Here is a 20,493-nt window from a genome sequence, read left to right on the forward strand (position 1 = left end):
GCAGCGCGACCGGAGCCTGCCTGCCCGGCGGGCACCCCGGGGGCGTACGCCGCTCCGTGCCGAGCAGCGCCGCGGTGACCAACTCCTCCCAGACACCCGCGGAGGGTGAGGCTGCGGGGGAGGAGGCGCTGCTGCCGTTCATGGCGTTCCCTTTCGTCGGAACGGGAGTTGAGCCGTGGGGAGTCGTCGTGCCGTGAACCGTGGAGTGTCGCGCCGCCTCAGCACAGCGGGACCGCCTGTCCCTCCGGCCCCTCCGGCCAGGCGGTCAGAGGGGTGAAACCCCGGTGACCGCACTCGCCGAAGACCGTGACGGGGGCCCCGCCCGACAGGGCGACAAGGCGCCACAGGCCTGGGTGGGCGACGGCCGAGGGGGTGAGGGGCAGCGCCAAGTCGGTGTCGGCGTCGGCCAGTTGCCAGGAGCCGCCGTCCGGGACGGGTATGACCCGGTCCAGCGTCACCGGGAAGGAGTCCAGCCAGGGGTCGTCCTGGAGTGCCTCCCCGTAACACTCGGCCGCGTGCGTGGTCGTCGTCCCCGGCGGCCGTACGTCCGTCGGCGCGGGCGGTGTGAACCGCTCACCCAGGGCCGCCCTGAGCTGTCCGGCGCCGGGGTAAGCGGACACCTCCGCCTCGAACGCCAGACCGACCGGCAGTGCCAGTTCGGGGGCGCGGCCGGCCGCTCCGTAAGAGAGGAGCAGCGCGGTACGGCCCGACTCCGCACCGTGCAGCCAGATCCGGCGCGTCGTCAGACGGGCGTCCGCCGTCTCGTACTGGGCGAGGACCAGCCAGCGGTCGCGCACCGGCGGACCGTCCGCCGAACCGGGCAGGCCGATCCGGGACCGTACCGTCGCCGCCAGACCCTCCGGCAGCTCGTCCCGGCGCAGCCAGCCCCGGTCGAGGAGGTGGAGCAGCGCGCACTCCTCCAGCAGTCGCACCGGCCAGCCCGGACCGGACGCCGGGATCGCCCCCAACTCCCGTACCCTCCCCGCCAGTCCGGGGGCCTGCGCGTCGACCATGCGGGCCGCCGTCTCCTCCCACAGCCCGTATCCCGCCTGTTCCGCCGTGGCCAGGCCGCCACGCAGCAGGTCGGCGAGGCGCTGCTCCAACTCTGTCGCCCCCGCCGTGATCCGCTCGGCCCGGCGCTCCGCCCTGCGCCGCGCCGCCTCCGGATCACCCGACGCGGCCGGGGAACCGGCAGCTCCCGCCGCCCGTTTCTCCTCCGTACGCTTCCGCCGCCCCGCCAGCCATTCCTCCGCCCAGCCCGGCGCCTCGCCTCGCGGCACCACGCCGTCCCCGCCCGCCCAGAGCAGCAGCAGGCCGAGCGCGTGCTTGCACGGGAACTTGCGGCTCGGACAACTGCACTTGTACGCGGGCCCGGTGGCGTCCGCGATGTCGACGACCGTCTGATACGGCTTGCTGCCACTGCCCTTGCACAGTCCCCACACCGTCCCCTCGTCAGTACTGCCGGCCTCCGACCACGGTCCGGCCGCGCCGAGTTTGCTTCCCGCTTTGCGTGACGAGACGTCAGGCGCCAGTGCCAGCACCTGATCCGCTGTCCAGCGCACCCCCTGCTGAGTCATGACATCGAAGGTAGGTCCCGGCACTGACAATCGGTCCTCGTGGCGATCCCCGCCTCACCTTCGAAACCGCATTTCCGCAGGTCAGAACGCATTGTCAGTGGCGTGGTGCAGTGTGGTCACCAGATCCGAACGGGCCAAGACCGGCCGAGCTGGAGGGGGACCGAGCCATGCCTGTTTCCGCTGAACCGACATCCGTCGACCCGCGTCACGAGCAGTCCGCTCACGCGAACGGCACGGAGGAACTGCGCCCGCACGCCGAGGACGCCTTCGCCGCCGAACTCGCGGCACTGGCCGCGCAGGACGACCGCCCGCGCCCGGCCCGCTGGAAACTGTCGCCGTGGGCCGTCGCCATGTACCTGCAGGGCGGCACACTGCCCGACGGCACGGTGATCACCCCGAAGTACGTGGGCCCGCGCCGCATCGTCGAGGTCGCCGTCACCACCCTCGCGACCGACCGTGCCCTGCTGCTCCTCGGCGTGCCCGGCACGGCGAAGACCTGGGTCTCCGAACACCTGGCGGCGGCGGTCAGCGGCGACTCGACACTGCTGGTCCAGGGCACGGCCGGCACACCGGAGGAGGCGATCCGGTACGGCTGGAACTACGCCCGGCTGCTCGCGCACGGCCCGAGCCGCGAGGCTCTCGTGCCCAGCCCCGTCATGCGGGCGATGGCGGAGGGGATGACGGCCCGCGTCGAGGAGCTGACCCGCATCCCGGCCGACGTACAGGACACGCTGATCACGATCCTGTCGGAGAAGAACCTGCCGATACCGGAGTTGGGGCAGGAGGTGCAGGCGGTCCGCGGGTTCAACCTGATCGCGACGGCCAACGACCGCGACCGGGGGGTCAACGAGCTGTCCAGCGCCCTGCGCCGCCGCTTCAACACGGTGGTGCTGCCGCTGCCGGAGAGCGCCGACGCCGAGGTCGACATCGTCTCGCGCCGGGTCGACCAGATCGGCCGCTCGCTCGACCTGCCGGCCGTGCCGGACGGTGTCGACGAGATCCGTCGCGTCGTGACCGTCTTCCGTGAACTGCGCGACGGCATCACGTCGGACGGCCGGACCAAGCTGAAGTCGCCCAGCGGCACCCTGTCCACCGCCGAGGCGATCTCGGTCGTCACCAACGGCCTGGCCCTGGCGGCCCACTTCGGCGACGGCGTCCTGCGGGCGTCGGACGTCGCCGCGGGCATCCTCGGCGCGGTGGTCCGCGATCCGGCGGCCGACCGGGTCGTCTGGCAGGAGTACCTGGAGGCGGTGGTCCGCGAACGCGACGGCTGGAAGGACTTCTACCGGGCGTGCCGTGAGGTGAGCGCGTGAGCAGCAGGGGCTTGGGCGGGGGTGCGGGCGTGGTCGTGGATGTGCGTGTGCGGGGGCGTGTGTTCGGGGTGTCGACGGGAGGCGGTTCGGTGTCCATGCGGGTCGGTGGTGTGAGTACGGCGGTCGACGACGGTGACTCGACCTGGCGCAGGAGGCGAGTGGCGTGACCGATGTCGAGGGTGGCGCCGGGCCGTTGCTGCTCGGCGTACGTCATCACGGGCCCGGGTCGGCGCGGGCGGTACGGGCCGCGTTGGCGGCGGCGCGGCCGGCGGTCGTACTGATCGAGGGGCCGCCCGAGGCCGACGCCCTGATCCCGCTGGCCGCCGACGAGGACATGCGACCGCCGGTGGCCCTGCTGGCCCATGCCGTGGACGAGCCCGGCCGCTCGGCGTTCTGGCCGCTGGCCGAGTTCTCCCCGGAGTGGGTGGCGATCCGCTGGGCCGTGGAACACGGGGTCCCCGCCCGGTTCATCGACCTCCCCGCCACACACACGCTGGCGTGGGAGAAGGAGGACGAGGCCGGGCACGGGGGTGAGGGCGAGGACGAGGGCCCGGAGGGGGGAAGCGAGGGCCGGACGCCGGAAGCGGATGCGGACACCGCCCGGGAGGCCACTCCGGATGCCGAAGTGCGGGTCGATCCGCTCGCCGTGCTCGCGCGGACCGGCGGTTACGACGATCCGGAGCGCTGGTGGGAGGACGTCGTCGAGCATCGGGGGACGGGGGAGGGCGACGCGTTCGCTCCCTTCGAGGTGCTCGAAGAGGCCATGGGTGCGCTGCGGGAGGTGTACGGCACCGGGGGCCACGACCGGGATCCGGTGCGGGAGGCGTACATGCGCCTCCAAGTACGGGCGGCACAGCGGGAGTTCGGGGATGCCGCGGTGGCCGTGGTGTGCGGTGCCTGGCATGTGCCCGCACTGCGGCAGAGGGTCGGTGTCGGTGCCGACCGGGCGCTGCTGAAGGGGCTGCCCAAGGTCAAGGTGGACGTGACCTGGGTGCCGTGGACACATCGCAGGCTCGCGCGGGCGAGCGGGTACGGGGCGGGCATCGACTCCCCCGGCTGGTACGGGCACCTCTTCGGGGCCCGGGACCGGCCGGTCGAGCGGTGGATGACCAAGGTGGCCGGGCTGCTGCGCGACGAGGACAGGATGGTCTCCTCGGCTCACGTCATCGAGGCGGTGCGGCTGGCGGAGACGCTCGGCGCGATGCGGGGCCGCCCGCTGCCGGGGCTGACCGAGACGACCGACGCCGTGCGGGCGGTGATGTGTGAGGGCTCAGATGTTCCGCTGGCCCTGGTGCGCGACCGCCTCGTCGTCGGGGACGTACTCGGGGAGGTTCCCGAGTCGGCGCCCGCTGTCCCCTTGCAGCGTGACCTGACGCGGCTCCAGCGCCGGCTGCGGCTCAAACCGGAGGCGCTGGAGCGGGAGTTGGAGCTCGATCTGCGCAAGGACACCGACGCGGAGCGCAGTCGGCTGCTGCACCGACTGCGGCTGCTCGGGGTCCGGTGGGGAGAACCGGCGGCGTCGAGGGGCAGCACGGGTACCTTCCGGGAGACATGGCGGCTGCGCTGGGAGCCGGAGTTGGCGGTGCGGATCGCCGAGGCCGGCGTGTGGGGGACGACCGTGCTCTCGGCTGCGACCGCCAAGGCGGAGGCCGACGCCGTGGGGGCGGGGGCGCTGGCCGACGTGACCGCTCTCGCCGAGCGCTGTCTGCTCGCCGAACTGTCCGACGCACTCCCCGTGGTGATGCGCGTCCTCGCCGACCGCGCGGCCCTGGACGCCGACGTGGGACACCTGGCTCAGGCGCTGCCGGCGCTGGTCCGGTCCCTGCGCTACGGCGACGTACGCGGCACGGACACCGGGGCGCTGACCGAGGTCGCGGCGGGCCTCGCCGAGCGCGTCTTCGTCGGCCTGCCCCCGGCCTGCGCCGCCCTCGACACGGAGGCCGCCGAGGAGATGCGGCGCCATGTGGACGCGGTGCACGGAGCGGTGGGACTGCTCGGCGAGACCGCGCGCCCGGACCCCGTCTCGGGCACCCCTGTCTCGGGCACTCCCGCGAGCGGCCCCGTGGATACGGAGGCCAGGGGCCCTGGGGTCGCGGAGCCGAGTGGCGCCGCGGATCGCCCCGCGCCGGGACGCCACGGTGGGCTGCGGCGCCGCTGGCACTCCGTGCTCCGGGTGCTGTCGGGGCGGGACAGCGTGGCCGGTGTGGTGCGCGGGCGGGCCGTACGACTGCTGCTGGACGACGGGGAGTTGGCCCAGGACGAGGCAGCCGTGCTCATGGGGCACGTGCTCTCGCCGGGGACGGCGCCGGGGGACGCGGCAGCGTGGATCGAGGGGTTCGTCGGGGGCGGCTCCGGGGGCGGGATGCTGCTCGTGCACGACGAACGGCTGCTCGGGCTGGTCGACGCCTGGCTGACCCGGGTGCCGGCGGAGGCGTTCACCGATGTGCTGCCCCTGTTGAGGCGCACGTTCTCGGCGTACGAGCCCGGCGTGCGCAGAACGCTGGGCGAACTGGTCCGGCGCGGTCCCGGACAGCGGGGGAGTGCGGTGACCGGCGCCGCCGGTATGCCGGGCTTCGCACCCGACCTGGACGTCCGGCGAGCGGATGCCGTGCTGCCGGTGCTGAGGCTGCTGCTGGGGCCGGCGGAAGCGGGTGAGGGGGGCGTCGACGACAACAACCTGGTGGGGGTGGGGACATGACGACGGTGACGGAGTCGGCGGATCCGGCACGGGAGCGGTTGCGGCGGTGGCGCCTCGTGCTGGGAGGCGACTCGGCGGACGGTATCGGCTGTGCGCTGTCCAAGCAGGACGCGGCGATGGACGGGGCGCTCACCGCGCTCTACGGAAGGGGCGACGGGGGCAAGGACAAGGCGGGGCGGGACCGTTCGGCGGGGCTCGGGGCATCCGCGCCGTCGGTCGCGCGGTGGCTCGGCGACATCCGGACGTACTTCCCGTCGTCCGTCGTCCAGGTCATGCAGCGGGACGCCATCGACAGGCTCGGGCTCTCCGCCCTTCTGCTGGAGCCCGAGATGCTGGAGGCGGTCGAGGCGGACGTCCACCTCGTCGGCACGCTCCTCTCCCTCAACAAGGCGATGCCGGAGACGACGAAGGAGACGGCAAGAGCCGTCGTACGCAAGGTCGTCGAGGACCTCGAGAAGCGGCTCGCCACGCGGACCCGGGCCACGCTCACCGGTGCGCTGGACCGCAGTGCCCGTGTCAGCAGGCCGCGCCATCACGACATCGACTGGAACCGCACGATCGCGGCGAACCTCAAGCACTACCTCCCCGAGTACCGCACGATCGTGCCGGAGCGGCTCATCGGCTACGGGCGCGCCTCCCAGTCGGTGAAGAAGGAGGTCGTCCTCTGCATCGACCAGTCCGGTTCGATGGCGGCGTCGGTGGTGTACGCGTCGGTGTTCGGGGCGGTGCTGGCGTCCATGCGGTCGATCGACACCCGGCTCGTCGTCTTCGACACGGCGGTCGTCGACCTCACCGACCAGCTCGACGACCCGGTGGACGTCCTGTTCGGTACGCAGCTCGGCGGCGGTACGGACATCAACAGGGCGCTCGCGTACTGCCAGTCGCAGATCACCCGGCCCGCCGAGACCGTCGTCGTGCTGATCAGCGACCTCTACGAGGGAGGCATACGCGACGAGATGCTCAAGCGGGTCGCCGCGATGAAGGCGTCCGGCGTGCAGTTCGTGACGCTGCTCGCGCTGTCGGACGAGGGGGCTCCGGCGTACGACAGGGAGCACGCGGCGGCGCTCGGGGCGCTGGGCGCACCGGCGTTCGCCTGCACGCCCGATCTGTTCCCGGACATCATGGCCGCGGCGATCGAGAAGCGCCCGCTGCCGATACCCGACACCGCGTGAACCGAGTCGACCGCGTCAACGGGGTGACGTGAGTGTCATGAGGGCGGCTTCGGTCGGCAAAAAGGACATGAGGGCGCATCGGTCACGGGGGGCTTGCGCGACCTCGGGAGGGCCGTGCGAGGATCGGCGCCTCCTCGTCCTGCTCCTCGCTGATCCATGACGTTCGTCGTCGTATCGCCGCCCGGGAGAGTTTTCCCTCTTGAACTGGCCAGCAGCCCTGCCCGTTGCCGTACTGCGTGTGACGCGTGCGGCGGCGGGGCGGCGCGCGCTGCGAGTCGCGGTGCTGGTGGGCGGGCTGGTCGTGTTCGGCTTCTTCTGCGGGGAGCGGGCGCACGCGGCGGAGGGCGCGCCGTCGCTCCGAGGGGTGGGCGGCGTGGTTCGCCCGGTGGTCGAGAAGGCCGGGCCACTTGTCGGTGGGCGGGTGGTCGCGGTGACCGACGAGTTGGCCGAAGTGTCGCTACCGGCGCCGACGTTGCCCGCAGTGCCGGCCCTGCCTGAACTCCCCGTGCTACCTGAACTCCCTGCACTGCCCGAACTCCCTGCGGTTCCCGCACTGCCCGCACTCCCTGTGGTGCCTGCGGTGCCTGGGCTTCCGGAACTTCCTGAGTCGCCGCCCCGGCTTCCGGACGTGCCCCCCTCTCCCACATCCCCGTTATCCCCGACTGCTCCCTCGGCGCCTGAGAAGGTGGCGGCTTTGTCCGCTGCCGGGACGCCTCACGGTGTCTACGGCCCTCGGTTCCTCGGTCGGGGCGGCGGTGCTGTGGAGGCCCGGGGTGGGCCGGTGGCCGGTGGCCGGGGTGGCGTGGTCGTCTCGCGGGCGTCTGTGCGTCAGGTGCCCGGTGGTCTGCCGAACGGGGTGTCCCACGGGGCGCTCGGTGATCGGGCCGTCGTCGACGGTGGTGGTTCCTCGCACGGTGGGCACGGCGACGCGCATGCCGTCGGGTCGAGCCAGCGAGCGCCCGTGTGCCCCGTGCCGGGGATCGCCCCGGGCGCGGCTGGTGCCGAGGCCAGGGACAGCTACCGGGGCATCCCGGTGTTCCCCGCCTGACACGCCCTCCCCGTTCCGTCGCCGTGCGCGAATTCGTCGGATCGTGAGGGGCGCGACAACTGCACGGAGTGCCAGCCGGTCGCCCGGCCTCCGCGCACCCAAGCCGCACCCAAGCCGCACCCAAGCCGCACCCGAGCCGCGTCGGAGCCGTTGTCCGAGGCACTCCGCGCTGCGACACTCGCGCCCCCCGACCCCGTACGCCTCGTGACGTGCGGATCATGCGGACTCCGCCGGGAAAGCCCCCGTACGGCCGAATGCCATCGGTCCGGTCAGGGCGTGCCCGGCGGAGGGCGGTGAGCGGCTCCCCTGGGGAGGGGACCGCTTGCCGGAGGACCGTCAACACCGTTGGCGGACCTTCCAGAGGCCTCACCTGGCTCACCCCGGCCCGGTGAGGCCTCACCTTTGCCCCCTATGCGTCCCTAACGCGTCTTTACGCACCTCAAGAGGGGTGAGCGAGGGCCGAGAATGGCACTCTGTGACAGGTATCACCGCTCAGGTGTGATTCCTGATTTAGGGACCTGCGGCGAGCGGCGATAACCTGCGGGACGGACATGCCGCGCGCTCGGTCATCGTGTGCGCCACCCTTGTGACACAGCGGACGTCACGTTGCCCTTCGCGGCACGCCCACGCAGACAACGAACCGCGAGATCACTGATAGGGACGGACGCGCGTGGACCTGTTCGAGTACCAGGCGAGGGACCTCTTCGCCAAGCACGGTGTACCGGTGCTGGCCGGTGAAGTCATCGACACGCCTGAGGCGGCCCGCGCGGCGACGGAGCGTCTTGGCGGCAAGTCCGTCATCAAGGCGCAGGTGAAGGTCGGTGGGCGTGGAAAGGCCGGCGGCGTGAAGCTCGCCGCCACCCCGGACGAGGCCGTCGCCCGCGCGACGGACATCCTCGGCATGGACATCAAGGGCCACACGGTCCACAAGGTGATGATCGCCGAGACCGCGCCCGAGATCGTCGAGGAGTACTACGTCTCGTACCTCCTCGACCGCACCAACCGCACCTTCCTCGCCATGGCGTCCGTCCAGGGCGGCGTGGAGATCGAGGTCGTCGCGGAGGAGAACCCCGAGGCCCTCGCGAAGGTCCCGGTCGACGCCAACGAGGGCGTCTCGATCGAGAAGGCCCGCGAGATCGTCGCCCAGGCGAAGTTCCCGGCCGAGGTCGCCGAGCAGGTCGCGGAGATCCTCGTGACCCTGTGGGACACCTTCATCAAGGAGGACGCCCTCCTCGTCGAGGTCAACCCCCTCGCGAAGGTCGCCTCCGGCAAGGTCATCGCCCTCGACGGCAAGGTGTCCCTCGACGAGAACGCGGAGTTCCGCCAGCCGGAGCACGCGGCGCTCGAGGACAAGGACGCGGCCAACCCGCTCGAGGCCGCCGCGAAGGCCAAGAACCTCAACTACGTCAAGCTCGACGGTGAGGTCGGCATCATCGGCAACGGCGCGGGTCTCGTCATGAGCACCCTCGACGTCGTCGCGTACGCCGGTGAGGCGCACGGTGGGGTCAAGCCCGCCAACTTCCTCGACATCGGCGGTGGCGCCTCCGCCGCCGTCATGGCGAACGGCCTGGAGATCATCCTCGGCGACCCGGACGTCAAGTCCGTCTTCGTCAACGTCTTCGGCGGCATCACCGCCTGTGACGAGGTCGCCAACGGCATCGTGCAGGCGCTGCAGCTGCTCGCGGACAAGGGCGAGGAAGTCACCAAGCCCCTCGTCGTCCGCCTCGACGGCAACAACGCCGAGCTGGGTCGCAAGATCCTCTCCGACGCCAACCACCCGCTGGTCCAGCGTGTGGACACCATGGACGGCGCGGCCGACAAGGCCGCCGAGCTCGCGGCTGCGAAGTAAGGGAAGAGGGACAGAACAGCCATGGCTATCTTCCTGAACAAGGACAGCAAGATCATCGTCCAGGGCATGACCGGTGCCACGGGCATGAAGCACACCAAGCTCATGCTGGCGGACGGCTCCAACATCGTCGGTGGCGTGAACCCCCGCAAGGCGGGCACGTCGGTCGACTTCGACGGCACCGAGATCCCGGTCTTCGGCACGGTCGCCGAGGCGATCGAGAAGACGGGCGCGAACGTATCGGTCCTCTTCGTACCGCCGGCCTTCGCGAAGGCCGCCGTGGTCGAGGCGATCGACGCGGAGATCCCCCTCGCGGTCGTCATCACCGAGGGCATCGCCGTCCACGACTCGGCCGCGTTCTACGCGTACGCCGTGGCGCAGGGCGACAAGACCCGGATCATCGGCCCGAACTGCCCCGGTCTCATCACGCCGGGCCAGTCGAACGCCGGCATCATCCCGGGCGACATCACGAAGCCGGGCCGTATCGGTCTGGTCTCGAAGTCGGGCACGCTGACGTACCAGATGATGTACGAGCTGCGTGACATCGGCTTCTCGTCGGCCGTCGGTATCGGTGGCGACCCGGTCATCGGTACGACGCACATCGACGCGCTGGCCGCGTTCGAGGCGGACCCCGACACCGAGCTGATCGTGATGATCGGTGAGATCGGTGGTGACGCCGAGGAGCGTGCCGCGGACTTCATCGCGAAGAACGTGACGAAGCCGGTCGTCGGTTACGTCGCGGGCTTCACCGCGCCCGAGGGCAAGACGATGGGCCACGCCGGCGCCATCGTCTCCGGCTCCTCCGGCACGGCCGCCGCGAAGAAGGAGGCCCTTGAGGCCGCCGGTGTGAAGGTCGGCAAGACGCCGACCGAGACGGCCAAGCTGGCGCGCGAGATCCTCGCCGGCTGAGTCGGTCAGCTGAACCTTGGTGGGCCCGTTCCCCTTATAGGACGCTGTTGGTTAATTCGGGCCCTGCTTCGCCCCGTCGGCTTGTCCGGCGGGGCGAAGTGCTGCGAAGTGGCTGGTGCGGGTGCGGGCTCGGGGGGTGTTGGTGAGATGGGCGTCGATCCGGGCGAGGTTGAGGGCGGCGCCGGTGAGCTGGTGCTGAAGGCTGGTCTTGGCCAGGCCCTTGTAGCGGGATCTGCGCAGGCCACAGCGATTGGCGCCCTGGGAGATGGTGCCCTCGATGCCGGCGCGGATCTTGTAGCGCTCCTTCCAGCCTTCGGTCTGCTGCTCAGCTCTGGCGGCCCGCAGCGCGTGGTGCTCGTCGTAGCGGCGCAGGCGCAGTTCGCGGTGTGGGGCGGTGGGTGAGCTGATGCAGTCCGTGCGCACCGGGCAGGAGTGGCAGTCGTTCTTGGAGAACCGCACGCGGATCACGGGCAGTCCTTGCTGGGAGAGCCGGTCGCTCCAGTTGGTGCTGGTGCTGCCTCCCGGGCAGGTGACCTGCTGATTGTCCCAGTCGATGGTGAAGGACTCCTGGTCGTAGCCGCCTGCGCTGCCGCTCTGAGTACTGGTGTTGGCCTGGACCGGCCCCTGCAGAGCGACGCCGTGCAAAGTGCGGGCGGACACGATATCGGCGGCGGTGGGGTATCCGGCATCGACCCAGTGCTCGTCGGGCAGGTAGTCCCGCTCCGCGAGAGAGGCGTGGATCACGTCTGCCATCGCGTTGTCGGGGACGGTGGCGGGCGTGGTGGCCACGTTCGTGATCAGGTTCGGGGTGTCCGGCTCACAGGTCTCGGTGAGGTGGACCTTGTATCCGTCCCACAGAATGTCGCGTTTCTTGCTGCCCCTCGCCTCGGTGTCATAGGGCGTGACCAGGCGCATCGCGCCCGGCGGGCGGTCTTTTGGGTCCCGCCGCCTCACCTCGCCCCCGACCAGGTGGAAGTGCTGGACCCACATCTGCCGAAGGACCTTCACCTGCTCCACCTCCCGCAGCCCAGCCGGTGCCTGGGGCGAGAAGACGGCCTCAAGCAGCCGCATGCCGTCCGTCCCGATCCGCTGGCCGACCTCCTCCCGCTTGACGCGGGCTTTGGGAAACCGGGAGTCCTCGGCCCGGGTGGAGTAATGCCTGAACCAGTCCGGACCGGCGACCTTCGCCAGCCAGTCGGGGGCGGCCTGCGCGAGCACGTTCAACGAGGCACGGAGCGTCTCCGCGACCATCTCCAGCCAGCACAGTTCCCGGGCCGCGGACTGCACATGCGTGGAGTCGGTACGGGCCCGGCCGGCGGTCTTGAGCAGCCCCTTCTCCCGGGCCGCAGCCAGGATGCCGTCCAGCACCATCCGCCCGGCATCCGTCTCGATCAGACGGTCCCTGAACTCCGACAGCACCGAGAAGTCGAAGCCCGGATCACCAAGGTCCAGCGCGAGGGCGTATTTGAAGTCGATCCTGGCCCGCACCGCCTCGGCGGCCTGCCGGTCCGTGAGCCCCTCAACGAATTGCAACACCAGCACCAACGCCAGCCGCCCCGGCGACCAGGCCGGCTTCCCTCGCGCCGGGAACAGATCCGCGAACTCCTCATCGGTGAACAACGGACCCAGCTCGTCCCGCACCCGGATCGCCAGACTCCCCTTCGGGAACGCTGCCCGCGCCACCCGCACCGTCTCCGCCGGAATCTCGACCGGCCCGCTCGGCTGCATAGACATCGACACCCACCCCATACGACAACATCGGCTCCCAAGACCACAACCAGGTCTTGGGAGCCGACGTCACGCACGGGCCCGAATTAACCAACAGCGTCCCCTTATAGGGGCGGGCCCACTGGCGTCGGCGCGGGTGCCACCTCACCTCACCGCACCCCCCACCCCCCTCACCTCGGCTCAGGCAGGACTCTCTCCGGACCGCTCGGTGTCGTGTTCTGCAGCAGCTTCTTGCGCAGCTTCAGTTCCGTGCGGGACAGCGGCCCCGGGGCCGCCTGTGGTGGCACCCCCTGCACGGTCGCGCCCGGGGCCACCGGTGGCTCGTAGCGTGTCGGGGCCGTGTGGAGGGTGAACGCGGTGGCGCCGATCAGGGCGACGGTGAAGGCGATCGCCGCCCGGGTCCAGTTCCGGGCGCGGCGTTCGCTGCCCGCGCGGACGGTCGAGGCGCGGGCGGCGCGCAGCCGGGCGTGGGTGGCCAGGCCCGCCAGCCGGGACGAGAGACGGACCGGGTCCTGGAGGTCCGGCAGACGGGTCGCCACCGTCTCGCGGGCGTGCAGGAGCCGGTTCGCCGCCGCCCGGGTGCTCGCCTCCGTCTCCGCCGCCGTCTCGGCCAGGCCGAGGCCCACACCGTCGTGGAGGAGCAGGGTCCGCCGGTAGGGCGGGGGGAGTTTCAGGAGGACCGACAGCAGCGCGCGGTCCGACGCGTCGGCGGGTGGGGCCTCCGGGTGGCGGTGCCGGGCGCGGAAGCGGTGCCAGGGGGAGAGGGCACACTCGTACGCCGTCGCGCGCACCCATCCCGCAGGGTCCGGGTCCACGGCCACCTCGGGCCAGCGGTGCCAGGCCAGCTGGAACGCCCGTTCGACGGACTCGCGCGCCAATTCCCGTCGCCCGGTGAGGAGATAGGTCTGCCGTACGAGGGCGGGGGCGCAGAACGCGTAGAGGGCGTCGAAGGCCTGAGCGGGCGTCAAGGGGGCGACGGGGGCGCCGACCGGCACCTTTTCGGTGGCGGTGGCGGTGGCGATGGCGGCGACGGCGACCGCAGGTGAGGCTGTTGAGGTGGTCGAAGTGGTCGAAGCGGTCGAAGCGGTCGAAGCGGTCGGGGCGGCCGCGGCGCTGCGCTTCGGTGCCGCTGCCAGCAGGCTCGCGTACGTCTGGGCCCTGCGTCCGCGCGGTGTGGTGCGGCCGGTCTCCCACGCGCGTACCGTCTCGCGGCTGACGCCCACCCGTTTGGCGACCTGAGCCTGCGTCAGCGACTGTGACTCGCGCAGGCGTCGGCGTTCGGCGGGCGGGGGCAGCGGGATGGCGGGGCTCTGCGTCACCGGGTGCCCCTTCGCACGTAAAAGTACATAAAACGTATATTGAGTGACACGTCGTAAGTTCGCCTGTTACGCCGGTAAAGCGCGTGTCGTTGGGACCATGGCGCTCGTGACCCAGACGACCGACCGCCGGCTTTCCTTCCCGCTTCTGCGCACCCGGGTGCGTGACCGGGTCCGTGTCCGGATCCGCGACCGACTGCGTGACCGTTCCCCAGGACTGGGCGCCGGCCTGCTCGGCGGCGCGCTCGCGGCCGGGCTCGGGCTCGGTTCGTTCGCCGTGCTCGTCATGGTGCTGTGGATCAGCTCGCCGTACCCGGACAGCGGCCCCGACGGCGCCCTGCACATCGCCGCCGCGCTCTGGCTGCTCGCCCACGGAGTCGAACTCGTCCGGGTGGACGGCCTGTCCGGCGCCCCCGCCCCCGTCGGCGTCACCCCGCTCCTCCTGCTCGCGCTACCGGTCTGGCTGCTGCACCGCGCCGCCCGCGACGCGACGGAGGGCCCGGAGGAGGAGGGGGCGGCACAGGACGCGCCTCCCCTTCCCGCCCGCCCCGTCTGGCTCGGTGTCGTCGCCGGCTATCTGGCCGTCGGCGGGGGTGTCGCGCTGTACGCGTCCGGGGGCGGCCTGCGCCCCGACTGGGCGTCGACGGTCGTCTGCGTGCCGCTGCTCACCATGGCGGCGGCAAGCGCCGGGGTGTGGACGGCGTACGGCCGCCCGCACGGGCCCGTGTCGCCCCGGGTGCTGTGTCTGCTGCCCAGGCCGGTACGTCGGCCGGTCCTGGACCCGGATGCCCGTGGCCGCTTCCTGGCCGCCGGCCGGGCCGCCGGGGCCGGTACCGCCGTGTTCGTCGGGGGCGGGGCGCTGCTCCTCGCGGTGTCGCTGCTGGGGCACGGCGGGGCCGCCCGGACCTCCTTCCTCCAGCTGACGGAGGCGTGGTCGGGCCGGATCGCCGTACTGCTGCTCTGTCTGGCCCTGATCCCCAACGCGGCGCTGTGGGGCGCGTCCTACGCCCTCGGCCCGGGCTTCACCCTCGGCGCGGACCATGTCACGGGGCCGCTGGCCTCCGACCCGGCGCCCCTGCTGCCGCCGTTCCCGCTGCTGTCAGCGGTGCCTGACGCCGGACCGGGCACCCCGCTGGCCTGGGCGGTCGTCGCGGTGCCGGTGGCGGCCGGGCTGAAGCTGGCCTGGTTCACGGCGCGGGCGGCGGCAGGCCAGGGCGAGGGGAGAACACCCTGGCCGGGCGGGCGTACCGCCGCGAACGCGGCTCTTGCCGCCGCCCTGTGCGCGGGCGCGCTCGCGGCGCTGGCCGCTCTGGCGGGCGGGCCGCTCGGCAGCGGCGCCCTCGCCCATGTCGGGCCGGTGTGGTGGCAGACGGGCGCGGCGACGCTGGCGTGGACGGCGACCGTCGCCGTCCCGACGGCCCTGGGGCTGCGCGTCTGGCGGCTGCGGAAGCGGCCGAAGGGCTCGGCCACGGACACCGGCACGCTGAAGCTGAGGCCCACGGCGGTACCCGCCGGGACGAGGAAGCCGCACGGGAGCACGCCACACGACGCGTATGAGGCGAGCGATCCCTACGGGCTGGAGGCCGTCTACGACTTCCTGCCCGCCGACCTGCCGTCGGCGTCACCCTCGCCCTGGTACGACGACGCGGCGTCCAGAGAGGCCCGCTGGGCAGCGCTGAAGGAGGCGTCGTCGACGCCTCCGCAGGAGCGGGAGACAGAGCCGGAACCGGAAGAGACACGGCCGTAGCCGAGCCGTATCCGCCGTCTCCTAGCTGTTCGTGCCGAGCACCTTGCGGAGTTGCTTCGGGAGCAGGTCGTCGCAGGCCTTCTGGGAGGTGGTCGTGAGCGCGTCGTTCGTGCACGTGTAGTAGTCGCGGTACACGAACTGGAGGGCGATCGTCCCGGCGACCATGGCGAGGGCGAGGGAGGCCGTGACCAGACCGCTGATCGCGGCCGTCCGCTGCTGCCGCTTCACGCCGCCCGGGCCTGGAGAGGGCGCCGGGGCGTCCGGGTTCGGGGTGCGGGGCTTGGCGCGCAGGGCGCTGATGCCCCAGTTCAGGGCGAGCGCGCCGAGCAGCAGCGCCACGTAGGGCCAGCCGAAGAGGGCGAAGAAGAAGGCCCACATGCCGCACAGCAGTGCGTACCGCGCGTGGCGCTGGGCCGGGTCCGTCGGGTCCCAGCGCGGGTCGGTGCCCGATCCGTCGCCCGCGCCCTCGGGGCCGCCCTGTCCTCCTCCCCGGCCGGAACGGTCGCCGAAGCCGCCCGGCGAACGGCCGGGCTGGCGGTCGCTCCACTGGCTGCCCCAAGGGGAGTGACCGGCGTCGCCCGAGGCGTCGTCGCCCGCCGGACGCCGGGGCTGCCACGGCTTGTCCGGCGTGCCCTCCGGCGGCGGGGCGAACGGGTTGTCGTCCTGGGCCGCGCTTCCCTGCCCGTCGCCGTTCGCGCCGGCGTCGCCGGTCTTCTTGCCCGAGGGCGCGTCGGGCGGCGACGCGGGGCGCTCCCGCAGCAGCACCGACTGCGGGGTGAGCGTGAGGAGTCGCAGGCTGCGGTCGGACATCAAGTGAGCGTCTTCCCCTTGTTGGTTACGGTTGACCACGCTTGATCACGGCCGTTGGATCACGGCTGTCGATCGAGGCTGTTCCGGCATGAGCCGTCACCCCGTGAACGCACCGCATGACGACCGCGTTCCCGGACCGGCTCCTCCCAGACGCTACCTTCCGGCCACGCCCCCGTCCCGTGGGGGCTGTCCGGAGTGCCGGTATCGTTGCTGCCGGTCGGCCGCTTCGTAGACTTCCCCGTATCCCGGGGCGCGAAGCATTCGTACGACCGTACAAACGCTCCCCCGAGAAAGGGCCCCGCCGTGGCCGAGTCCCAGGCCGCCAAGCGCCTTGTCGTGCTGGTCTCCGGATCCGGTACGAATCTTCAGGCGCTCCTCGACACCATCGCCGCCACCGGCACCGACGCCTACGGGGCCGAGATCGTCGCCGTCGGGGCCGACCGCGACGGCATCGAGGGGCTCGCGCGCGCGGAGCGTGCCGGGCTGCCCACCTTCGTGTGCCGGGTGAAGGACCACGCCACCCGGGCGGAGTGGGACGCGGCGCTCGCCGGTGCGGTGGCCGCGTACGAACCCGATCTGGTCGTCTCCGCCGGGTTCATGAAGATCGTGGGCAAGGAGTTCCTGGCCCTCTTCGGCGGGCGGTTCGTCAACACGCACCCCGCCCTGCTGCCCAGTTTTCCGGGGGCCCACGGCGTTCGCGACGCGCTCGCGTACGGCGCCAGGGTCACCGGCTGCACCGTCCACTTCGTCGACGACGGCGTCGACACCGGTCCGATCATCGCTCAGGGCGTGGTGGAGATCCGGGACGAGGACGACGAGAGCGCTCTGCACGAGCGCATCAAGGAAGTCGAGCGAAGGCTGCTCGTCGATGTCGTGGGGCGGCTCGCCCGCAACGGCTATCGCATTGAGGGACGAAAGGTAGTTATCCAGTGACCGCCGACATCACTGTCACCGCCGAGAGCAACAAGCGGGCCCTTCGCCGGGCGCTCGTCAGCGTCTACGACAAGACCGGTCTGGAAGAGCTGGCCCGTGGTCTGCACGAGGCCGGCGTGGAACTCGTCTCCACCGGATCGACGGCGGGCCGGATCGCCGCCGCCGGCGTCCCCGTCACCAAGGTCGAGGAGCTCACCGGCTTCCCCGAGTGCCTCGACGGCCGGGTCAAGACCCTGCACCCCAAGGTGCACGCGGGCATCCTCGCCGACCTGCGCCTGGAGGACCACCGCACCCAGCTCGCCGAGCTGGGCGTCGAGCCCTTCGACCTGGTCGTCGTCAACCTGTACCCGTTCCGCGAGACGGTAGCCTCCGGCGCCTCGCCCGACGAGTGCGTGGAGCAGATCGACATCGGCGGCCCGTCGATGGTCCGTGCCGCCGCCAAGAACCACCCGTCGGTGGCCGTGGTCACCAGCCCGGCGCGGTACGCCGACGTCCTGGCCGCGGTCAAGGACGGCGGCTTCGACCTCACCGCCCGCAAGCGGCTGGCCGCCGAGGCGTTCCGGCACACCGCCGAGTACGACATCGCGGTCTCCAGCTGGTTCGCGAGCGTCTACGCGCCCGCCGACGACTCCCCGTTCCCCGGCTTCATCGCCGCCGCCCTGGAGCGCAAGAGCACCCTCCGCTACGGCGAGAACCCGCACCAGCCCGCCGCGCTCTACGTCGACGGCACGGGCACCGGTCTCGCCGAGGCCGAGCAGCTGCACGGCAAGGAGATGTCGTACAACAACTACACGGACACTGACGCCGCCCGCCGTGCCGCGTACGACCACGACGAGCCCTGCGTCGCGATCATCAAGCACGCCAACCCCTGCGGTATCGCGGTCGGTTCGGACGTCGCCGAGGCGCACCGCAAGGCGCACGCGTGTGACCCGCTGTCGGCGTTCGGCGGGGTCATCACCGTCAACCGGCCCGTAGCAAGGAGCTGGCGGAACAGGTCGCGGAGATCTTCACGAGGTCATCGTCGCGCCCGACTACGAGGACGGCGCCCTCGAAGCCCTCGCCAAGAAGAAGAACATCCGCGTCCTGAAGGCCCCGGCCGCGCCCTCGCACCCCGCCGAGGTCAAGCCCATCGACGGCGGTGCGCTCCTCCAGGTGACGGACCGTCTCCAGGCGGACGGCGACGACCCGGCCAACTGGACCCTGGCGACGGGCGAGGCACTGTCCGCGGCCGAGCTCGCGGAACTCGCCTTCGCCTGGAAGGCGTGCCGCGCGGTCAAGTCCAACGCCATCCTGCTCGCCAAGGACGGCGCCTCGGTCGGCGTCGGCATGGGCCAGGTCAACCGCGTCGACTCGGCGAAGCTGGCGGTCGAGCGGGCCGGGGAGGAGCGGGCGCGCGGTGCGTACGCGGCCTCGGACGCGTTCTTCCCGTTCCCGGACGGGCTGGAGATCCTCACGGCGGCCGGCGTCAAGGCGGTTGTGCAGCCCGGCGGTTCGATGCGCGACGAGCTCGTGGTCGAGGCGGCGCAGAAGGCGGGCGTCACCATGTACTTCACGGGGACGCGGCACTTCTTCCACTGAGTCCTGCGAGTTCTGCTGAACGACACGTGCTGCGGCCCACCGGAATCCGTTCCGGTGGGCCGCGGGCGTTTTCGTGAGCGGGAGCGCGCATACGCGAACTGCCCCGAGCGCTCAGGGAGTTCGGGTGGGCGACGGCGTCGCGTCGGCGGCTCGTTCGCAGTTCGGCCAGTCGTGGAAGTCGCGGTCCTTGTCCCACAGGCGCTTGGCCGCCGTGATGTTCCACGCCGGGTCCAGCGCCTGCCGCGGGGTGCCGCCCAGCTCGCGCAGCCGGGCGTCGGAGATCTGGAACACGCCCCAGTTACGGGTGCCGTTGGTGTTGGGCAGGATGTGCAGCGGGTCCAGGAAGGACTGGCAGTCCGCGATGGCGACGGCCTTGGCGGGCGCCTCCTTGAACACCGTACGGATGCGCTGCCGCACCTTCTCCGGCGACCACACGTTCATGCGCACCTTCGGTGACGAGTACAGCGCCTTCTTCGTCGCGTCGTCCACGATCCCGTTGGGCGGGAGGCCGGCGAACACCTGGAACGCGGTGACCCGGCGCAGGGTCTGCGGGCCGAAGTCCGAGTCGACGCCGATGTCCGCGCCCCTGTCGTGCAGCAACTGCTGCACCTCGTGGACGCAGGTGTCGTGCTCGCCCATGGCCACCACCGAACGGCAGCCCGCCGAGAACAGCACACGGTCGTCATGGCTGGCGGACGAGGCCTCCTCCGTCGACAGGACCCAGGCGGAGATGCCGAGCGTCACGACCGCGGCGACCGCCGCGGCCACGACGGAGTAGCGGGAGCGGCGCACCGGGGCGGAGGCCGGCGTCGCGGGTACCTCGACGACCGGGTCCGTCGCCGAGTCTGCGGTCTCCCCGCTCACCTCTCCGCCTGTTTCCCCACTCGCCTCCGCACTCGACTCCCCGTTCTCCTTGAGCCGGGCGGTGTCCGCCAGTGCCCAGAGCCGGTGCAGCGACCGCAGTTCGTCCGGGGACGCACCGCAGACGGTGCCGAGGCGGTGGACGCTTCCGTAGTCCTGCGGTACCGAGGTGCCCTTGCAGTAGCGGTGCAGTGTGGAGCCGGCGATGTCGGTCCGCTTCGCGAGTGCTTCGTAGCTGAGTCCTGATCTGTTCTTCAACGCGCGCAGTATCGCGGCGAGTTGTTCGGATTCCGGGTGTGCGGGCATGGTTTCCCCCCATGGCACGTTGGTCAGACGCTCCAGTAGCCGGGCCACTGTGCCATGAGGGCCGTCCCATGGCCGTTCCAACGATCTCGGAACGTGCCAGGCGAACGGCGTCCCACCGTCCCGGCATCCCAACGGGCCCGATTTCCTGGCCCGGCGAGTGCGTGCTTTGTCAGCGTCTGGGTGTCCGAGCACCGGTCGACACACCGGTCGACGCCGCGCCGCTTCAAGTCGCTCTTCGCGGTTCTCGCCGTCAGCGCGGCGGCGGCCACCGCTCTCGCCGTGCCCACGTCCGCCTCGGCCGCGGTGGCGACTGCCGCCGCCGTCGACTGCGCGAGCGGCGACGTCTGTTTCTGGTCGGGCGCCAACTTCACCGGCCACAAGTGTTCGTGGGACGCCGCCGACCCCGACTGGCAGGGTGGCTCGACCCGTTGCTCATGGGCCGCCACGACGAACGTCAAGTCGGGTGTGGAACGCCGGCACCAGCTCGTCCACCGGCGTCGCCTACTACCTGGACGCCGACTACAACGACCGTATCGGCTGCACCCGGCAGCAGCACGGCGGCAACCTGGCCGGCACCTACAAGCTCCGCTCCCGCAAGTGGATCAGCGGCAGCTGCGGCTGAGCCCGGGAGCGCGGCCCCGGGCACGGGGG

The 20,493-nt window shown here is 71.8% G+C and carries 17 protein-coding genes and 1 pseudogene; 12 read left to right on the top strand and 6 right to left on the bottom strand.

The features are described 5' to 3' along the window. A partial coding sequence (locus STRTUCAR8_RS53685; RefSeq protein WP_044474156.1) for a hypothetical protein occupies positions 1–197 on the top strand: 197 nt, incomplete at its 5' end. 21 nt (positions 198–218) lie between these two features. On the opposite strand, the gene STRTUCAR8_RS47930 is transcribed toward STRTUCAR8_RS53685, so the two are convergent. Beyond that, positions 219–1,577 (bottom strand): SWIM zinc finger family protein, encoded by a 1,359-nt coding sequence (locus STRTUCAR8_RS47930; RefSeq protein ID WP_044474157.1) that lies wholly within the window; start codon positions 1,575–1,577, stop codon positions 219–221. A 167-nt stretch (positions 1,578–1,744) separates the two neighbouring features. Here STRTUCAR8_RS47930 and STRTUCAR8_RS47935 point away from each other — a divergent pair, with 167 nt between their 5' ends. The 7 genes from STRTUCAR8_RS47935 to sucD all read left to right on the top strand — a co-directional run bounded on the left by STRTUCAR8_RS47935 (position 1,745) and on the right by sucD (position 10,563). Next, positions 1,745–2,890, top strand: a complete 1,146-nt coding sequence (locus STRTUCAR8_RS47935; protein WP_006383799.1) for an ATP-binding protein — start codon at positions 1,745–1,747, stop codon at positions 2,888–2,890. Next, positions 2,887–3,057 carry a hypothetical protein gene (locus STRTUCAR8_RS53110; RefSeq protein WP_158697510.1) on the top strand — a complete coding sequence of 57 codons (171 nt, stop codon included), beginning with the start codon at positions 2,887–2,889 and terminating at the stop codon, positions 3,055–3,057. The genes STRTUCAR8_RS47935 and STRTUCAR8_RS53110 overlap by 4 nt, the downstream gene beginning before the upstream one ends. After that, positions 3,054–5,588 carry a DUF5682 family protein gene (locus STRTUCAR8_RS47940; protein WP_006383800.1) on the top strand — a complete coding sequence of 845 codons (2,535 nt, stop codon included), beginning with the start codon at positions 3,054–3,056 and terminating at the stop codon, positions 5,586–5,588. Before STRTUCAR8_RS53110 ends, STRTUCAR8_RS47940 begins: the two co-directional genes overlap by 4 nt. Further along, positions 5,585–6,760, top strand: a complete 1,176-nt coding sequence (locus tag STRTUCAR8_RS47945; RefSeq protein WP_048818915.1) for a VWA domain-containing protein — start codon at positions 5,585–5,587, stop codon at positions 6,758–6,760. Before STRTUCAR8_RS47940 ends, STRTUCAR8_RS47945 begins: the two co-directional genes overlap by 4 nt. Before the next feature lie 694 nt (positions 6,761–7,454). Next, complete coding sequence (locus STRTUCAR8_RS53120; protein WP_143666629.1) at positions 7,455–7,808, top strand: hypothetical protein; 354 nt, start codon at positions 7,455–7,457, stop codon at positions 7,806–7,808. Positions 7,809–8,478: 670 nt separating this feature from the next. Continuing rightward, positions 8,479–9,657 carry an ADP-forming succinate--CoA ligase subunit beta gene (sucC, locus tag STRTUCAR8_RS47950; RefSeq protein ID WP_006383804.1) on the top strand — a complete coding sequence of 393 codons (1,179 nt, stop codon included), beginning with the start codon at positions 8,479–8,481 and terminating at the stop codon, positions 9,655–9,657. Between the two features lie 21 nt (positions 9,658–9,678). Further along, positions 9,679–10,563: a succinate--CoA ligase subunit alpha gene (gene sucD / locus STRTUCAR8_RS47955; protein WP_006383791.1), complete on the top strand. Its 885-nt coding sequence runs from the start codon at positions 9,679–9,681 to the stop codon at positions 10,561–10,563. 51 nt (positions 10,564–10,614) lie between these two features. Here sucD and STRTUCAR8_RS47960 read toward each other — a convergent pair whose 3' ends face one another. Together STRTUCAR8_RS47960 and STRTUCAR8_RS47965 are read right to left on the bottom strand one after the other, a co-directional pair. After that, positions 10,615–12,297 carry an IS1182 family transposase gene (locus STRTUCAR8_RS47960; RefSeq protein WP_078507545.1) on the bottom strand — a complete coding sequence of 561 codons (1,683 nt, stop codon included), beginning with the start codon at positions 12,295–12,297 and terminating at the stop codon, positions 10,615–10,617. A 164-nt stretch (positions 12,298–12,461) separates the two neighbouring features. Further along, positions 12,462–13,610: a helix-turn-helix domain-containing protein gene (locus tag STRTUCAR8_RS47965; RefSeq protein ID WP_006383805.1), complete on the bottom strand. Its 1,149-nt coding sequence runs from the start codon at positions 13,608–13,610 to the stop codon at positions 12,462–12,464. A 97-nt stretch (positions 13,611–13,707) separates the two neighbouring features. On the opposite strand from STRTUCAR8_RS47965, the gene STRTUCAR8_RS47970 reads away from it, so the two are divergent. After that, positions 13,708–15,354, top strand: coding sequence for a cell division protein PerM (locus STRTUCAR8_RS47970; RefSeq protein ID WP_006383794.1), 1,647 nt, complete (start codon positions 13,708–13,710; stop codon positions 15,352–15,354). Positions 15,355–15,375: 21 nt separating this feature from the next. Here the strand turns inward: STRTUCAR8_RS47970 and STRTUCAR8_RS47975 are convergent, their stop codons facing one another. Continuing rightward, positions 15,376–16,164: a hypothetical protein gene (locus STRTUCAR8_RS47975; RefSeq protein ID WP_006383793.1), complete on the bottom strand. Its 789-nt coding sequence runs from the start codon at positions 16,162–16,164 to the stop codon at positions 15,376–15,378. A gap of 303 nt (positions 16,165–16,467) precedes the next feature. Here STRTUCAR8_RS47975 and purN point away from each other — a divergent pair, with 303 nt between their 5' ends. Together purN and purH are read left to right on the top strand one after the other, a co-directional pair. Continuing rightward, complete coding sequence (purN, locus tag STRTUCAR8_RS47980; protein WP_006383801.1) at positions 16,468–17,097, top strand: phosphoribosylglycinamide formyltransferase; 630 nt, start codon at positions 16,468–16,470, stop codon at positions 17,095–17,097. An 8-nt stretch (positions 17,098–17,105) separates the two neighbouring features. After that, positions 17,106–18,675 (top strand): annotated as a pseudogene (gene purH, locus STRTUCAR8_RS47985) (bifunctional phosphoribosylaminoimidazolecarboxamide formyltransferase/IMP cyclohydrolase). Between the two features lie 111 nt (positions 18,676–18,786). Here purH and STRTUCAR8_RS47990 read toward each other — a convergent pair. Next, positions 18,787–19,842 carry a helix-turn-helix domain-containing protein gene (locus STRTUCAR8_RS47990; RefSeq protein WP_006383790.1) on the bottom strand — a complete coding sequence of 352 codons (1,056 nt, stop codon included), beginning with the start codon at positions 19,840–19,842 and terminating at the stop codon, positions 18,787–18,789. Between the two features lie 23 nt (positions 19,843–19,865). Beyond that, on the bottom strand, positions 19,866–20,213 hold the full coding sequence (locus STRTUCAR8_RS55020; RefSeq protein ID WP_234372527.1) for a hypothetical protein: 348 nt from the start codon (positions 20,211–20,213) through the stop codon (positions 19,866–19,868). Here STRTUCAR8_RS55020 and STRTUCAR8_RS55515 point away from each other — a divergent pair. After that, positions 20,146–20,493: peptidase inhibitor family I36 protein (locus tag STRTUCAR8_RS55515; protein ID WP_338399714.1), on the top strand; the 348-nt coding region annotated here is incomplete at its 3' end. The genes STRTUCAR8_RS55020 and STRTUCAR8_RS55515 overlap by 68 nt on opposite strands.

Source organism: Streptomyces turgidiscabies Car8 (assembly GCF_000331005.1).
Taxonomy (GTDB): Bacteria; Actinomycetota; Actinomycetes; order Streptomycetales; family Streptomycetaceae; genus Streptomyces; species Streptomyces turgidiscabies.

What these genes read in the sequence shown, in the direction of transcription:
- STRTUCAR8_RS47930 (WP_044474157.1), bottom strand. Translation starts at nt 1,577, where the DNA reads ATGACTCAGCAGGGGGTGCGCTGGACAGCGGATCAGGTGCTGGCACTG.
- STRTUCAR8_RS47990 (WP_006383790.1), bottom strand. Translation starts at nt 19,842, where the DNA reads ATGCCCGCACACCCGGAATCCGAACAACTCGCCGCGATACTGCGCGCG.
- STRTUCAR8_RS47935 (WP_006383799.1), top strand. Translation starts at nt 1,745, where the DNA reads ATGCCTGTTTCCGCTGAACCGACATCCGTCGACCCGCGTCACGAGCAG.
- STRTUCAR8_RS47970 (WP_006383794.1), top strand. Translation starts at nt 13,708, where the DNA reads ATGGCGCTCGTGACCCAGACGACCGACCGCCGGCTTTCCTTCCCGCTT.
- STRTUCAR8_RS47945 (WP_048818915.1), top strand. Translation starts at nt 5,585, where the DNA reads ATGACGACGGTGACGGAGTCGGCGGATCCGGCACGGGAGCGGTTGCGG.
- sucD (WP_006383791.1), top strand. Translation starts at nt 9,679, where the DNA reads ATGGCTATCTTCCTGAACAAGGACAGCAAGATCATCGTCCAGGGCATG.
- STRTUCAR8_RS47960 (WP_078507545.1), bottom strand. Translation starts at nt 12,297, where the DNA reads ATGTCTATGCAGCCGAGCGGGCCGGTCGAGATTCCGGCGGAGACGGTG.
- STRTUCAR8_RS47975 (WP_006383793.1), bottom strand. Translation starts at nt 16,164, where the DNA reads ATGTCCGACCGCAGCCTGCGACTCCTCACGCTCACCCCGCAGTCGGTG.